The organism is Acinetobacter parvus DSM 16617 = CIP 108168 (assembly GCF_000368025.1).
Lineage (GTDB): Bacteria > Pseudomonadota > Gammaproteobacteria > Pseudomonadales > Moraxellaceae > Acinetobacter > Acinetobacter parvus.
Map to the genome: position 1 here is coordinate 12,714 of NZ_KB849210.1, position 15,053 is coordinate 27,766.

General features: G+C 43.2%; 17 protein-coding genes and 1 pseudogene. 13 read left to right on the plus strand and 5 right to left on the minus strand.

The window, feature by feature from the left end:
• Positions 1–79: 79 nt before the first annotated feature.
• From miaB to F988_RS00750, 5 genes and pseudogenes are all read left to right on the plus strand, one after another.
• Complete coding sequence (gene miaB, locus F988_RS00735; protein ID WP_004680516.1) at positions 80–1,531, plus strand: tRNA (N6-isopentenyl adenosine(37)-C2)-methylthiotransferase MiaB; 1,452 nt, start codon at positions 80–82, stop codon at positions 1,529–1,531.
• A gap of 39 nt (positions 1,532–1,570) precedes the next feature.
• Complete coding sequence (locus tag F988_RS00740) at positions 1,571–2,647, plus strand: PhoH family protein (RefSeq protein WP_004680518.1); 1,077 nt, start codon at positions 1,571–1,573, stop codon at positions 2,645–2,647.
• Positions 2,648–2,719: 72 nt separating this feature from the next.
• Positions 2,720–3,205: an rRNA maturation RNase YbeY gene (gene ybeY / locus F988_RS00745; protein ID WP_004680521.1), complete on the plus strand. Its 486-nt coding sequence runs from the start codon at positions 2,720–2,722 to the stop codon at positions 3,203–3,205.
• Positions 3,206–3,216: 11 nt separating this feature from the next.
• Positions 3,217–3,324 (plus strand): annotated as a pseudogene (locus F988_RS15310) (antibiotic biosynthesis monooxygenase family protein); the annotation flags it as partial.
• A gap of 144 nt (positions 3,325–3,468) precedes the next feature.
• Entirely contained in the window at positions 3,469–4,527 is a 1,059-nt protein-coding gene (locus F988_RS00750) for an RNA-guided endonuclease InsQ/TnpB family protein (RefSeq protein ID WP_034427441.1), read from the plus strand.
• A gap of 41 nt (positions 4,528–4,568) precedes the next feature.
• Here F988_RS00750 and F988_RS00755 read toward each other — a convergent pair whose 3' ends face one another.
• A complete protein-coding gene (locus tag F988_RS00755; RefSeq protein ID WP_004680524.1) occupies positions 4,569–5,453 on the minus strand; it encodes an energy transducer TonB in 885 nt (294 codons plus the stop codon).
• Positions 5,454–5,694: 241 nt separating this feature from the next.
• Between F988_RS00755 and F988_RS00760 the strand changes: the two genes are divergently transcribed.
• The 8 genes from F988_RS00760 (at position 5,695) to msrA (ending at position 12,026) form a co-directional block, all read left to right on the plus strand.
• The gene (locus F988_RS00760; protein WP_004680526.1) at positions 5,695–6,375 is read left to right on the plus strand and encodes a hypothetical protein; all 681 of its coding nucleotides are present in this window, start codon (positions 5,695–5,697) and stop codon (positions 6,373–6,375) included.
• 463 nt (positions 6,376–6,838) lie between these two features.
• The gene (locus tag F988_RS00765) at positions 6,839–7,555 is read left to right on the plus strand and encodes a DUF3108 domain-containing protein (protein ID WP_004680528.1); all 717 of its coding nucleotides are present in this window, start codon (positions 6,839–6,841) and stop codon (positions 7,553–7,555) included.
• A gap of 144 nt (positions 7,556–7,699) precedes the next feature.
• Positions 7,700–8,275, plus strand: coding sequence for a xanthine phosphoribosyltransferase (locus F988_RS00770; protein ID WP_004674619.1), 576 nt, complete (start codon positions 7,700–7,702; stop codon positions 8,273–8,275).
• Positions 8,276–8,458: 183 nt separating this feature from the next.
• A complete protein-coding gene (thyA, locus tag F988_RS00775; RefSeq protein ID WP_004680532.1) occupies positions 8,459–9,301 on the plus strand; it encodes a thymidylate synthase in 843 nt (280 codons plus the stop codon).
• 23 nt (positions 9,302–9,324) lie between these two features.
• Positions 9,325–9,834 (plus strand): dihydrofolate reductase, encoded by a 510-nt coding sequence (locus F988_RS00780; RefSeq protein ID WP_004680534.1) that lies wholly within the window; start codon positions 9,325–9,327, stop codon positions 9,832–9,834.
• A 20-nt stretch (positions 9,835–9,854) separates the two neighbouring features.
• Positions 9,855–10,910 (plus strand): Lnb N-terminal periplasmic domain-containing protein, encoded by a 1,056-nt coding sequence (locus F988_RS00785; RefSeq protein WP_004680535.1) that lies wholly within the window; start codon positions 9,855–9,857, stop codon positions 10,908–10,910.
• Positions 10,911–10,977: 67 nt separating this feature from the next.
• Positions 10,978–11,394, plus strand: coding sequence for an META domain-containing protein (locus F988_RS00790; protein WP_228127116.1), 417 nt, complete (start codon positions 10,978–10,980; stop codon positions 11,392–11,394).
• A gap of 107 nt (positions 11,395–11,501) precedes the next feature.
• Positions 11,502–12,026, plus strand: a complete 525-nt coding sequence (msrA, locus tag F988_RS00795) for a peptide-methionine (S)-S-oxide reductase MsrA (protein WP_004674608.1) — start codon at positions 11,502–11,504, stop codon at positions 12,024–12,026.
• A gap of 55 nt (positions 12,027–12,081) precedes the next feature.
• On the opposite strand, the gene F988_RS00800 is transcribed toward msrA, so the two are convergent.
• The 4 genes from F988_RS00800 to purU form a co-directional block, all read right to left on the minus strand.
• The gene (locus F988_RS00800) at positions 12,082–12,486 is read right to left on the minus strand and encodes an ExbD/TolR family protein (RefSeq protein WP_004680539.1); all 405 of its coding nucleotides are present in this window, start codon (positions 12,484–12,486) and stop codon (positions 12,082–12,084) included.
• Between the two features lies 1 nt (position 12,487).
• Positions 12,488–13,108 carry a MotA/TolQ/ExbB proton channel family protein gene (locus F988_RS00805; RefSeq protein ID WP_004680541.1) on the minus strand — a complete coding sequence of 207 codons (621 nt, stop codon included), beginning with the start codon at positions 13,106–13,108 and terminating at the stop codon, positions 12,488–12,490.
• Between the two features lie 42 nt (positions 13,109–13,150).
• Entirely contained in the window at positions 13,151–13,903 is a 753-nt protein-coding gene (locus F988_RS00810; protein WP_004680542.1) for an energy transducer TonB, read from the minus strand.
• 213 nt (positions 13,904–14,116) lie between these two features.
• On the minus strand, positions 14,117–14,980 hold the full coding sequence (gene purU, locus F988_RS00815) for a formyltetrahydrofolate deformylase (protein ID WP_004680545.1): 864 nt from the start codon (positions 14,978–14,980) through the stop codon (positions 14,117–14,119).
• Positions 14,981–15,053: the final 73 nt, after the last annotated feature.

Consider the following 15,053-nt stretch of genomic DNA (forward strand, 5'->3'; position numbering starts at 1 on the left):
GTTTTTTATTCTCTGCGCACATCGAAAAATACTGCTATAATCCGCGGTTTGTTTAAATCTACCTTGTTTAGGAGCCTGCATGACGGTTCAAACATTCATTCCCAGTGCTGTAAAAGCTGCCTCAGAAAACACTGTTACCCAGCCAATGCACACCGCTGATGTTTCAATAAAGAAGCTGTATATTGAAACTCAAGGGTGTCAGATGAATGAGTATGACAGTCATCGTATGGCAGATTTGCTGGGTGATTCACATGGCTATGTGCTCACCGACAATCCAAATGAGGCAGATATTCTGCTCATGAACACCTGCTCGATCCGTGAAAAAGCGCAGGAGAAAGTGTTTAGCGGTTTAGGCCGCTGGCGTAAGCTAAAAGAACAGAATCCTGATCTGGTGATTGGTGTGGGTGGCTGTGTTGCGTCTCAGGAAGGTGACAACATCCAGAAACGTGCGCCCTATGTGGACATGGTGTTTGGCCCGCAAACCCTGCACCGTTTGCCACAAATGCTTGATCAGCATCAGGCACAGGTGGAAAAGCCGAAGAAAGAAAAAATCAAACTGGTTGATATTTCTTTCCCTGACATTGAAAAGTTCGACTTCCTGCCTGAACCACGTGTTGAGGGATTTAAAGCCTTTGTCTCGATTATGGAAGGCTGTTCAAAATACTGTTCATTCTGTGTAGTGCCGTATACTCGTGGTGAAGAGGTTTCTCGCCCACTGGATGATGTGTTGGCAGAAATTGCAGGGCTGGCTGAAAAAGGCGTACGCGAGATCAGCCTACTCGGTCAAAACGTGAATGGTTATCGTGGTGAAACCTTTGATGGTGAAATCTGCACTTTCCCTGAATTACTGCGTTTAGTGGCCGAAATTCCAGGGATTGGTCGTTTGCGTTATACCACCTCCCACCCGCTTGAATTTTCAGATGACCTGATTCAATGCTACCGTGACCTGCCACAGATGGTGTCGCATCTGCACTTGCCTGTGCAAAGTGGTTCCAACGATGTGTTACAGGCAATGAAACGTAACCACACCATTGATGTCTACATCGATAAGATCGCGAAATTGCGTAAGGTCCGCCCAGATATGCATTTATCCAGCGACTTTATTATTGGTTTCCCAGGTGAAACCGATGCACACTTTGCTGAAACCCTACAGTTCATTAAGGACTTGGATTTCGACCATTCCTATAGTTTTATCTATTCAAAACGACCTGGTACGCCTGCGTCAGACCTGCCAGATGATACGCCTGAACAGGTGAAAAAAGACCGTTTGGCTCAGGTTCAGCAAGTGATTAAGCAATCAAGTATTGATAAGACCGATGCCATGCTGGGTAAAATTGAACGTGTCCTGATTGAAAAGGTGTCTGACAAGGACCCGAATGTTTTAATTGGTACAGCGGACAATACCCGTCTTGTGAGCTTTATCGGTGATGTCGCGTGGATTGGGCGTTTCGCGGAGATTGAGATCACTGAAATTAAAACTTTAAATTTAGTTTATGGTGAACTCTTGAATCTTGAACCTGACGTGGCGTAATGTAAGGGTATTCCTACACGTGAGCTAAAAGGGTTTCTCTTGACTTCAGCGATTAAACGTACTGTAACGTTCCCTGAAATTTCCATGGAACATTTAAAACGAATGCTCGGTGCATACAACGGGCATTTAAAGCAAATCGAACAACGTTTAGATGTCAAAATTACTCACCGAGGCGATGCCTTTTATCTAGACGGTGATATCGAAACAATCGAAAGGGCCGAGGCACTGTTGCAACGGCTCTATCAAGAATCAGAAATTTCTTCACAAATCAGTGCCGATGTCCTGCATTTGATGATTCAGGGTTCACAGACCGACCGTGAACTGATGGATGATTCAGATCAGGAACATACAGGACTGGATAGCGTTTGGTTGCAGACCCGCAAAGGACGAATCAATCCGCGTGGTGCCAACCAGAAACGCTATGTGCAGCGTATTTTACAAAGTGACATTTCATTCGGAATTGGCCCTGCGGGTACTGGTAAAACCTATCTCGCCGTTGCTGCCGCAGTGGACATGCTGGAACGCAATGAAATCCAGAGAATCTTATTGGTCCGTCCTGCGGTTGAAGCGGGTGAAAAGCTAGGTTTCCTGCCAGGTGACCTCACCCAGAAAATTGACCCTTATTTACGCCCACTTTACGATGCCCTCTATGAAATGCTGGGCTTTGAAAAAGTGGCCAAACTGATTGAACGTCAGGTAATTGAGGTTGCTCCGCTTGCCTATATGCGTGGACGAACCCTGAATCATTCTTTCGTCATTTTAGATGAGGCACAAAATACCACACCTGAACAGATGAAGATGTTCCTGACCCGTTTAGGTTTTGGTTCGCGTGCCGTGATTACAGGTGACGTGACTCAGGTGGACTTACCTCGTGGACAGCAATCTGGTTTGGCTCATGCCTTACGGGTGCTTGAAAATGTCCATGAAATTCATATTACCCGTTTCCATTCCCGTGATGTGGTGCGTCATCAACTGGTACAAAAAATTGTTGAGGCCTACGAGGGCTGGGACAGCGAACAGCAACGCCTGTCTGCTGAAGCCCGTGCCGAACGCAAAGCTCGACAAGAAGCATTGATTGCAGAAAATGATTCTGCGGCAGATGCACAACACATTTAAAAATCCCCCTCACTCCCCCTTTTATTGCAATACTTTAATCGCATATCAGGGGGACGATTTTAAGGATCTATTTTGAAAATCAATTTAAGTCTTCAACAAGACTTTCAAGCGAATGAATTACCACTAAAACGTGGTCAAATTAAAAAGCAGATTGAAACCACACTGCGTCATGTTGGTTTCAATACAGACTGTGAAATAGGTATTGCCTGTGTTGATCTGGCAGAAAGCCACGAGTTGAATCTACAATACCGCGAGAAAGACAAACCCACCAATGTACTGTCTTTTCCAAGTGACATTCCAGAAGAAGTGCTTAGCTTACTGGATGCAGAACCTTTGGGTGACTTGGTGATTTGTATTCCCGTGGTTTTACAAGAAGCCGCAGAACAGCAAAAAAGAGCAACTGATCATTTCACCCATTTATTGGTTCACGGCATCCTGCATTTGCTTGGCTATGACCATGAAACCACTGAAGCTGATGCTGAAGAAATGGAAGCGTTGGAAATTGAGATTCTTAAAAAGCTTGGTGTTGCAAATCCATATCAGGCAGATGAAATCTAGAATAACCTCCCATGTATATCGTTATTTTTAAAGCCACTGTCAAAGAACTGGATTCAACCCACTCAGCAATGGCACAAAAGCTGAGGAATAAGGCATTGAGTCAATTTAAAGGAATAAGGCATTACGTTTTATCCATTGGAGCGTAAAACCTCGGGGTTTAGCCCGAGGATATAAGCGACTGGCGTAAGCCATACGACATGAAATGTCGTTTTAAATACTTTTGCCATAATCACTATTAAGAAAAATACGGTTAAAATAATTGTATGAAGACACTCAAATTACGCATAAAAGACAAACATTGCAAGGTGCTAAATCAGATGGCATCTGAGGTGAATTTTGTCTGGAATTACGTGAATGATTTGTGTTTTAAACATCTACAACGAAAACAACAATTCTTTTCAGCATACGATATTGCTAAATACACAAAAGGCACATCGAAAGAATGCAATTTGCATAGTCAAACCATTCAAGCCATAACAGAAGAACTCATTACACGCAGAAAGCAATTCAAAAAAGCAAAATTAAAATGGCGAGTCAGCAATAAAAAATCAGCTAGGCGTTCATTGGGCTGGATACCGTTCAAGAAAGTAGCAATCAAATATGCTGATGGATATGTTCAATACGGCAAGCATCAATTCAAACTATGGGACAGCTACGGACTAAGCAAATACAATGTTAAAACAGGCTCGTTTGTAGAGGATAGTCGTGGGCGTTGGTATGTCTGTCTTGTAGTTGATTCAATTAAAACAGAGAAAACCAGCGCTAAAACCTCAATTGGTATAGATTTGGGATTAAAAGACTTAGCTACTTGTTCAGATGGTATAAAGCTCAAAGCTCCTAAAATCTATCGCCAATATGAACAAAAACTTGGCATAGCCCAACGAGCTAGAAATAAGAAACGTGTCAAAGCAATTCACGCCAAGATTAAAAATATACGTCAAAACATGCTGCATCAATTCAGCCATAAACTGGTGAATGAACATGCAGCAATCTTCGTTGGCAATGTAAATGCCAAGGCATTAGCACAAACTAAATTAGCTAAATCAGTGCTAGATGCAAGTTGGACAACACTAAGAACCATGCTCAAGTATAAATGCGAGAACGCAGGGGCATGGTATGAAGAAGTCAATGAGGCCTATACCACCCAAACGTGTTCGTGCTGTGGCTCACGCTGTAGTAGTCCGAAAGGTAGGACAGGTCTTGGAATAAGAGAATGGCAGTGCATGGAGTGCGGTACGCTCCATAATCGAGATATAAACTCAGCACTGAATATTCTTGCGCTCGGACATGAGCGTCTAGCAGTAGGAATCCCCGTCCTTTAGGTCGGGGAGGATGTCAATCAATATGCTGTTCGCCCATATAATCAATGCACCTCAAATTCAGCATCGACAGGATCAAAACGCCAGGTACGCACAATTCGTAACTCAGAAATATCTTTCATATTGGCATCAAAAGCTCCAAATGGTGCACCACGGCGTACAGAGGCTTTTGCTGCCTCATCCAGAATTGCATGTCCAGAGCTTTCAATAAGGCGAATGGCACGGATACCCCCCTGCGCATTCAGGATGACCATTAGACGCACTTCACCCGACAGGCGCTGTTGTTTTGCTTCATCTGGATAGTAACGGTTGCCATACAACTCAACTTTCTGACGGAACTTATCCAGATAAGCCGCCGAAGCATCCTGCTTTGCCTGAATGCCATCAACCGTTTTAATACGCTGTTTACGGCTAAAGTTTTGCTGGCGTTTCAGATACTGGGCCTCAAGGCTTGCCACCATTGCCGCTTTCGCCTGAAACTGGCTTTGCAATTCATCCAGTGCCTTTTTCCGCTCACTCTGTTCAGCCTGTTTCTGCCAGCTAAGTACGGTCATCAAGACTTTTTCTTCGAATTTTAATTCCCGTTTTTGTTGAACCTTTTCCAAGCTTTCCAGTTCTGACTCACCTGTCGTTGCATCGGCCTGCATTGGTGAGGGCATGTCACTCGACATCAAGTGTGCCTCGCGGAATTCACCTGAACCCTTTTGGTCAGCCTGTGCCAAAAAGTCGGCATCTTTCACCTGCTCCTTGCTGGGATGAACCGTGACCGCAATTTCCTTGGTTGAGGTATCGGCGGGTGATGGCATCGCAAACTGAATGGTCAAAACAACACCATGCAACAGCATCGCCAAAGCCACTGCTGCAATAAAGACTGGATCTTGCCACCAATAAGGAGACAGTTCAGAACGAAAATTTATTTTCTTCAACATGCGATTCAAGCGACAAAAATGCCTCATCCCCAACGGTGGTTAACGTATAAAAACCTAACCGATATTCAAAATTTTACAAAAATGTGATCCACTTATAGCTACAGTGTTTCCATACCATCATTTTATGAAAATGTAGCAATTAATTTTGCTACACTGCAAGTTAGAAATTTATTTTTATTTTTAGTTATTACAAAGATTGTGGCATTGCATTAAAAACAATTCACTTTCTGGAACAACTTTTATGCAAACGCTAATTTCATCCGTTGTTAAACGTCTACGTAAAGTTTACCAAAAAGCCGAAGAATTCATCGAAGAAGAAAGAGAGTTTTCATTGTCACAAGTGTTTGTCAATGCGACAATGGAACGTTATGTCACAGAAAATGTCAGTATTATGCAAGACCTGCATGCTGACCTCTATGATGGCTGGCTACGCCTCTATACCACTCTGGACGTTAAGGGCTTACACACAACTTTATCTGTCGACTTAAAATTGATTCAGATGGAAATGAATCAAGATGTACAGTTAATGGTGTTTGAACAGATTAGCAATACTCAGGTCATTGAAGCACGTTTCAAGCACATCTTGCAGAAATGGGGATTTTATATTGCGATTTGGTATTATCAAAAATTTCGTGATGAAGATCCTCTAGGCAAAATTTTAGAGCATTTTAAAGTCGTTAGTGTCGAAGGTGATTTACTTTATCTTGATTTAAACCAATGGTTTAAAAATAAGCCAAGTATTATCGAAACACTGAGCAAGGTGCATGTGAACCGTGCCAGAGTACGCCCCGCCGAATTGATTGTCTGGGGCAATGTCAATCTGGCCGCAATCCTGTATCCATCCAACGAAGATCACCTTGATGATGATGGGCTGGACGAGACTGAAGTTACCCCTATCCAACAGAAAGATAGCAGAAGGTAAGGAAATCGCATACATAGGGCATGTTATAAAATCTTTCACGCCTCAAAAATACACATCTTCATGTTTTATACGAAAAATTAACAAGCGCTTAGTAAAAAACCTGATCTTTTCTTCATAATCTACAGGCATAATAACTAGGGTCTGTTGACATTTCAGCCATGCATTGCGTTATCGGCTAAAACGACATAAACAAGGCATGAAACGCAGGCAATGGCGACCCCCTTGTCAAGTTTCATAACGCAGTTTAGAGAAGTTTTAGCCATAACCCTGCGGGACAGGGACATTTTTTGCCGCTACTGCGTTATGCCTTACTCATTTAGGATAGCTAAATTTCGTAAGTCATGCCTTGTACCGTCTAAAAAATGTCCTCTGTCGCAAGCATCTGTGAAATATCAACAGACCCTATAAATCTTAATGATAAATGAGTGTTCTACTTTGCGACTCACTCAAAGGAAACCATGTTATGACAAAGAAATTATCGAAAGTTCTTGGTTTTACGACAGTAACCTCAGCTGCAATCCTATGTGCAGGCTTATCGAGTCATGCATTGGCAATGGCCCCTTTTCAGGCGAGCTATCAGTTCAGCTACAATAACAAGAATCTCGGTTCTGCGACACGTACCCTTTCGCAACAAGGCAACAACTGGACCTATGTATTCAATGCAAAGGCAGGTGGTATTGCATCCGCAACTGAAACCAGCCAGTTTAGTTTTGTGGACAATAAAATCATCTCACAAAAATTTAGCCGCAGCAGTAAAGTCCTGATCAACAACAACACCATGAGCATCAACTTCAATCCAGCCAGCAAGGTGATCAACACCAAAAAGGATGACAAAACCCGTTCATTTGCCTGGCAGGCAGGTGCACTGGATGAGTTGAACGCCGAACTCCAGTTGCGTGAAGACCTAAAGAATGGCAACACACTCCAGCCGCGCTACTTGATTGCTGATGACAAGGCTGTGGATGAACGTCGTTTTGTGAAACAGGGCAACGAAACCGTCAAGACCAATTATGGTACTTTTAACACAATTAAGGTGGTACTCCAGCATGATAAGCCTGAACGCAATACCGTTTTCTGGCTGGCACCAAAGCTCGACTATCTGCCAGTAAAAGTGACCCATAATGATGGCAAATCATCCTATGGCCTTTTATTGACAGGCTATTCAGGGAAAACCAACTAATTTTTAAAATAATATGCGGCTTCGTGTTCAGTGTGTAAATAGGGTTGAAAACTGCATCAACCCGATAATTTTGGCTTGCAATTTTTGGGATGCTTTTTAAAATATGCCTTTGCTTGAAAAAGCATCCGTTTAGAGGATTCTCCCGTGTACGCTTTAGAACAGAAAATCTTAAATGAAGGTATCGTTCTATCTGACCAAGTTTTGAAAGTTGACGCTTTCTTGAACCACCAAATCGACCCTGTACTGATGCAGTTAATTGGTAAGGAATTTGCCGCTCGTTTTAAAGATGCAGGCATTACTAAGATTATTACCATTGAAGCATCTGGGATTGCACCTGCGATCATGGCAGGTTTAGAGCTTGGTGTTCCTGTGATTTTTGCTCGTAAATACCAGTCATTGACTTTAAAAGATGATCTTTATCGTTCTAAAGTGTTCTCCTTCACCAAGCAAACTGAAAGCACTATTGCCATTTCAAACAAGCATCTCAGTTCAACCGACAAGGCACTGGTGATTGATGACTTTCTGGCAAATGGTCAGGCTGCACTGGGCCTCATCGACCTCATTCATCAAGCCAATGCGGAAGTTGTGGGTGTGGGGATTGTGATTGAAAAATCATTCCAGCCAGGCCGTGATGTCTTGCTTGAGAAAGGCTACCGTGTCGAGTCGCTGGCACGTGTAAAATCCCTGGCGGATGGTAAAGTTAGCTTTATCACAGAATAAGCCTGACTGCTGACGAAAGGGCGCCTTGAGCGCTCTTTTTTTATATTGGAAAATGAAAAAATACTACACATCGCAAGTGTCATGCTGGGCGCAATCAGGGTATCATGACAACAATTTTGCTGTTCCATATTCATTGGTTTCAATCCCTATCCTGATTAACCACAGAATGTTTTAGAGAAAGTTATGCGTACATATTTAGACCTTTTACAACATATCCTAGACAATGGCGGTGACAAGGGTGACCGCACTGGAACGGGTACACGTTCGGTATTTGGTCATCAGATGCGCTTTGACCTTTCCAAAGGTTTCCCACTTTTAACCACAAAGAAAGTTCACTTTCGTTCCATTGTGATTGAGCTACTTTGGTTCCTAAAAGGTGATACCAATGTTCAATATCTCAAGGACAATAAAGTCACCATTTGGGATGAATGGGCAACTGCGGAACAAACCGCCCGCTTTGGTCGTCCAGAGGGTGAGCTTGGGCCAGTTTATGGCCACCAGTGGCGCAACTTTGGCGCCACACAAAATGAAGATGGCAGCTACCAGCAAAATGGTTTTGACCAAATCAAATGGCTGGTTAATGAAATCAAGACCAATCCCAATTCACGCCGTTTGATTGTGTCAGGCTGGAATCCAAACGAGGCTGGGAAAGTGGCTTTGCCGCCCTGTCATACCCTGTTCCAGTTTTTTGTTCAGGATAACAAACTGTCATGCCAGCTTTACCAGCGTAGCGCGGATGTATTTCTAGGTGTGCCATTTAATATTGCCAGCTATGCCCTGCTTACACATATGATTGCGCAGGTATGCGGTTTAGAGGTAGGTGACTTTGTCTGGACAGGCGGTGATACGCATTTATATGCCAACCATTTTAAGCAGGCCCAGTTACAGCTTACGCGTGAACCCTTATCGTTGTGCCAGTTAAAGCTTAACCCAGACATCAAGGATATTTTCGATTTTAAATTTGAAGATATTGAAATTGTGGGTTATGAATCACATCCTGCGATCAAGGCACCTGTGGCAGTTTAAAATCAGATGAGGGAGACGATCAAATGGCATGGCAAGGTATAGAAGTTGTTCACGTGGTGGCAATGGATAAAAACAACTGCATCGGCAAGGGCAATGCTCTACCCTGGCATATTTCTGCTGACCTCAAGCATTTCAAGGCCATCACCCAAGGTGGTGTGCTGATCATGGGCCGTAAAACCCTGGAATCAATGGGACGTGCCCTGCCAAACCGTGTGAACTGGGTGATTACCCGTGATCCGTCATGGCAGTATGAGGGTGTCAAGGTGGCGCACAGCATCGAAGAGGCACTTGATGGTGCACTTACAGACGTACAACAAGCTGAAAAGTCATCCTTATTTATTATAGGTGGAGGAGAGATCTTCAACCAAACACTTGCGATTGCCGATCGCCTTGAACTGACCCATGTGGATCTGGATGTTCGGGGAGACGCACATTATCCAGAACTCTCTGAGGATTTTTATAAAGTAAACTCAGAACATTATACTGATGAAAAAACCGATATAGCGTTCGAGTTTGCAAGCTACCAAAAATAAAAAATGGATTGCGAAGGCTTATGCATAACATTGCATCACGAGAGTTCTTTATTGCTCTAGGGATTGGTTTCCTACACAGCCTTTTTGCCCTGTTCGTGATCATCTCCAGTATCTGGTTATGCCTTGCTTTATGGATTCAACAACCTCTTGGAACGCTGCTTAGCCGTGTGGTCATTGTCATCTGGGGCTTATTTGCCCTGAGTCTGATTGGCTTTTATGTCAGTGGGCATTTATTTAACCGCCGTACCGACATCATTATCTACTTTCTGGTGTTTGCCTGTTCACTTGGCTGGTATTTTTCCCAGGATGCAAAACAGAACCGAGACTGGGATCCTGAAGTTGCCGAGCAGTTGAGTTATGAAAAACACGGTGACCTTGTAACCTTGCATAAGGTCCGCAATTTTGACTGGCATAAAGATGGCAGCTACGATATTCGCTGGGAAGACCGTCACATAGACCTGAATAAAATCACGGGCGTGAATGTGATTACCTCCTACTGGATGGGGCCACAAATTGCCCATACATTGGTCAGCTTTGATTTCTCTGATCAAAAGCCCCTGGTTTTTTCTATTGAAATTCGCAAAGAAAAGGGTGAAGAGTTTTCAGCCATTGGCGGTTTTTTTCGTAAATATGAACTTAGCCTAGTTGCCTCTGACGAAAAAGACATTGTGTATACCCGAAGCAATATCCGCCATGAACAAGTCTATTTATTTCCCATTAAAATGCCTGCCACTGAACGCAAGGCCCTCTTCATCGAGTATCTCGACAAGGCTGATGAGTTGCAAGCTGAGGCGAAATGGTACAACACGCTGACCAGTAACTGTACTACGCTGGTATTTGATATGATACAGGCGATTAATCCACAACGACTGCCTAAAGATTACCGTTTATTGGCATCAGGCTATCTACCCAATTACCTCTATGATCTTAAGGCAGTGGATCAAAATTACAGCATGAAAGAATGGTATCAGATGGCCCATATCAATACGCGTACCGCAGATTTTGGGCAGCAGTCAGACCAAAGCAGTGAGGCATTTTCCAGATTGATTCGAACAGGTTTACCAAAGAATGAATAATTAAGTATAAATTCACGTGAATATTTACCAAAAACTACGTTCATCCTACGAAAAGACATATAAAACCGTGAATCATTTCATATTATATTTTGATGTAATATATTCAGCAAAACAAACAATTACCCTATTTGAACGTCCGTGGATTGGCACAGAAATCAACGGCAAATTCCTAGAGGTCGACAGTCCCAACCGCCCTGCTATTTATTTTGATGCAAAAAACAAGCGTTTTGCAGGTGCAGATGGTTGTAACAAAATACAGGATAGCTTTGACAGCAATAATCAACACTTAAAGCTGGGTCAAATAGCGTCAACATTAATGGCCTGTCATGGTGCCCAGGATACTATTTCTCGTGAATACAATGATGCACTGGCACAAACCAATCGCTATGAGGTGAAAGGACATGAGCTGAAGTTTCTAGATAAATCAGGTCAAACTTTAGTGAAGTTTGTGACGGTTATTCAGCCGCTTCCTTTCAAGAACTGATAATGTCTTGAAGTAAAAAGTAAAAACCCGTTTCAAATACGGGCTTTTACTTTTTAGGCACTTCGTTTACTTTAATAGCATTCTGAAAAATTAGAAAAGGGAAATATATGCAGCAGGCACTGTTTGGTGGTGGATGTTTTTGGTGTGTAGAGGCTGTGTTTTTACAACTTAAAGGTGTAGAAAAAGTGGTGAGTGGCTATGCGGGCGGTATTGTCCACAACCCAAATTATGAGCAGGTCTGTCAGGGCAATACACAGCATGCCGAGGTGGTCCTGATTGATTTTGATGAACAGCAGATCAGCTATTCACAACTCCTGAACGTGTTTTTCACCACACATGATCCAACCACATTAAACCGTCAGGGCAATGATATTGGCACACAATACCGTTCCGTCATTTACTATTTTAATGATGAACAGAAACAGCAGGCTGAACAGGTCATTCAGGGTCTGGAAGATGAAAACCTCAACATTGTCACCGAGTTAAGTCCAGCACCTACATTTTATCCTGCGGAAGAGTATCACCAGAATTTCTATGCCCGTAACCCATCACAGGGTTATTGCAACTTTAGCATTCCACCCAAGCTTTCCAAGCTACGCTCGAGGTTTGCGGACTTGCTCAAAACCGAATAGCCCAAAAAAAAGCAACTCATCATAGAGTTGCTTTTTTATCCAGCCCACTACAAGATCAGTTTTCACTGGCAAATGCGATATCTGTCAAACCTGCCTCACTGGCACGGGACATCACCTGAGCAACTGTATCATATTTTGATTCTTTATCCGCCCTTAACACAATGGTAGGCTGAACAGACTGCTTCGCCTGATCCTGAAAGCGTTGCTCAAGCTCATCCAGACTTACCACTTCCGCATTCCAAGCCACTTCACCTTGCTGGTTCACGTTAATCGTGATCGGTTTCTGTGGCGGTGGCTGTATCTCAGCCGTTGTTTTTGGCAAGGTTAATGGAATGGAGGGGTTGGCAACCGTTGCTGTGACCAAGAAAATAATCATCAATACCAGCATAATGTCGATCAGAGGAATGAGGTTCATCTCATTCATGCCACTATCGTGGTCTTCACCCAATTGAAAACCCATCTTAAGCTTGACCTCCAACTAAGCTTTGTTGAGTCGCTTTAGTTTCTGTTTTTATAGGTGTCTCTTGCTGCAACATCGTATCGATTAACAGGCTATGCGCTTGATCTTGTAAATCATGTGCCAAGCCACGATTGAAACGTACACAAATGTTGTAAGCCAATACCGCAGGAATCGCTACAGATAATCCCAAACCAGTCATGATCAACGCTTCACCAACAGGTGTTGCGACTTGCGCTAAGCCTGCCTGACCGCTCGTACCTACAGCGACCAGTGCATGGAAAATTCCCCACACCGTACCAAACAAACCCACAAATGGTGCAAGTGAGGCAATCGTCCCAAGAACAGAGACACCTTTTTCCGCCTGTGACTTTTCGGCAGAGATCTGGCGAAGCAATGCCTGCTCCGCAACCGCCTTGCGCTGTTCAAAGGTTAAAGGCTGTAGTTTAGATTTCAAGGTTGCCAGAGCCTGAGCAAGCTGGGCATAGGCCTGTTGCTTCAACTGGCGTGTTCCCAATAGGCGTAGAATGAAAATAGTCCATGTCGCAATCGACATTGCTAAAAGGATGAAATACAGGGTTTTACTCACTGCATCTGCATGTTGCCAATAAACTGAAAAGTTCATATACGAACTCCTGATTTTATCTGTCGCGAGGACTCAAATTGGTTAAGGACTAAGATCAAACGGTTGTTCTGCGCGAATTGGGTACGCAACACCATTTTCCATATAGGGTTTAAATTTCGCACTTTTAACGGCACGTAAAATCTTTTCATCCAGACCTGGCAAACCACTACTGCGCGTAATACGGGCATTGGTAATTTTACCTTTCTCATCTGCTTCGATGAGTACCATTGCCGAACGCGGCTGGTTTTCCAGATCTTTTGCGGACACTGACAGTTTTGGTGAACGGCTCCACTGCACGCCTGAACCACCAATTGAAACACGTTTTGGCGATGGATCGGCTGGCGGCGCTGCGGCTTTAGGCACTTCAACAACAGGCTGAGGTTTCTCAATCACTTTTTCTGTGACAGTCGTGTTCACCACAACCGACTCAACCTTTGGCTCAACTTTTTCAACCACAGGTTTCGGTGCCTCGGCTTTTTTAACCTGCTGAATTTTTTCTATTTTTTTAGGTGGTGGTAATGCCTTTTCAACCACCTTGACCTGTTTCACTTCTTTTTTAGGTTCTGGTGGTTTGGGCTTTTCTTTAGGCTTCGGTGGCTCAGGCTTAGGTGGTTCCTGAATCTTGACAAATTTTATCCTGATTGGATCTTTTTCAACTGGTTTAAGTTCCATCGTTTTCATGTGGTTCACCGCCCACAGAACTCCCACATGACCCATCACGACCACCACGAGGGCGGCAAGGATTTTTTTCTTCATCGGATGAGATGTATTCAATAGTGCAGGAGATTGACTCATGAGAATCTAGTTACCTAATAGATGGTGACGCTTTAAAAATAAAAAAACGATTTCACTCATCGGATAGAACAATGAAAGTGCCGTAATAATAAATGAGAAGTGTTTTCATTTTCAACTATTTTTTCTTGTCGAATCATTATCCATTGAAAAATAGGCATAAAAAAACATGCCCTGAAGCATGTTATTTTTACATAATGCATACACAATAATAGATTAGAACACTACGGTTTTATTGCCATCGACAATGATGCGGTCTTCCAGATGCCATTTGACTGCACGTGCCAATACATTACGCTCTACATCCTCGCCCAACTCGCGCAATTGCTCAACATTGTAATCGTGGCTAACACGTTCAACATCTTGTTCAATGATTGGACCTTGGTCGAGATCAGCAGTCACGTAATGTGCTGTTGCACCAATCAGCTTCACCCCTTTCTCATACGCTTGCTTATAAGGATTTGCACCTACGAAAGCAGGTAAGAATGAATGGTGAATATTGATAATCTTCATTTCCCACTTGGCAACAAAGTCTTCACTCAAAATCTGCATATAACGCGCCAAGATCAATAGATCATTGCCCTGCATCATTTCATCAATTTGCGCATAAGCTTCGACTTTATTGTCTTTATTGACTGGTATTACATGGAATGGAATACCAAAATTTTCAACCGATTCACGCAAATCTGGATGGTTTGAGATGACTTGGGTAATTTCACATGGCAATGAGCCACGTGCATGGCGCCATAACAATTCCAATAAAGCATGGTCTACTTTAGAAACCAGAATACCCACTTTCTTTAGTTCACCCACAAAAGTCAATTTCCATTGCATTTCATAACGTTCAGCAACGTTGGCAGCAAAGGTTTGCATTAATGCTTCTTTACGAGATTGCAAATGATCAAGTTCAAACTCAACACGCATGAAATAACGTCCGCCTTGAGCTTCTGTAGCATACTGATCAAGTGCGGTAATATTTGCTCCCTGATGATACAAAAAGCTCGATACAGCTTGCACGATCCCTGGCTTATCTTCGCAAGTAATCAGTAGTCGTGCCGTATGGGCAGTAGTCGTGTTCATGTGGTTAATATCACTTATTCGAATCAAGTTAAAATCAAGCCGAGCATTCTAGCGCTTTTTTGTCATTGACTAA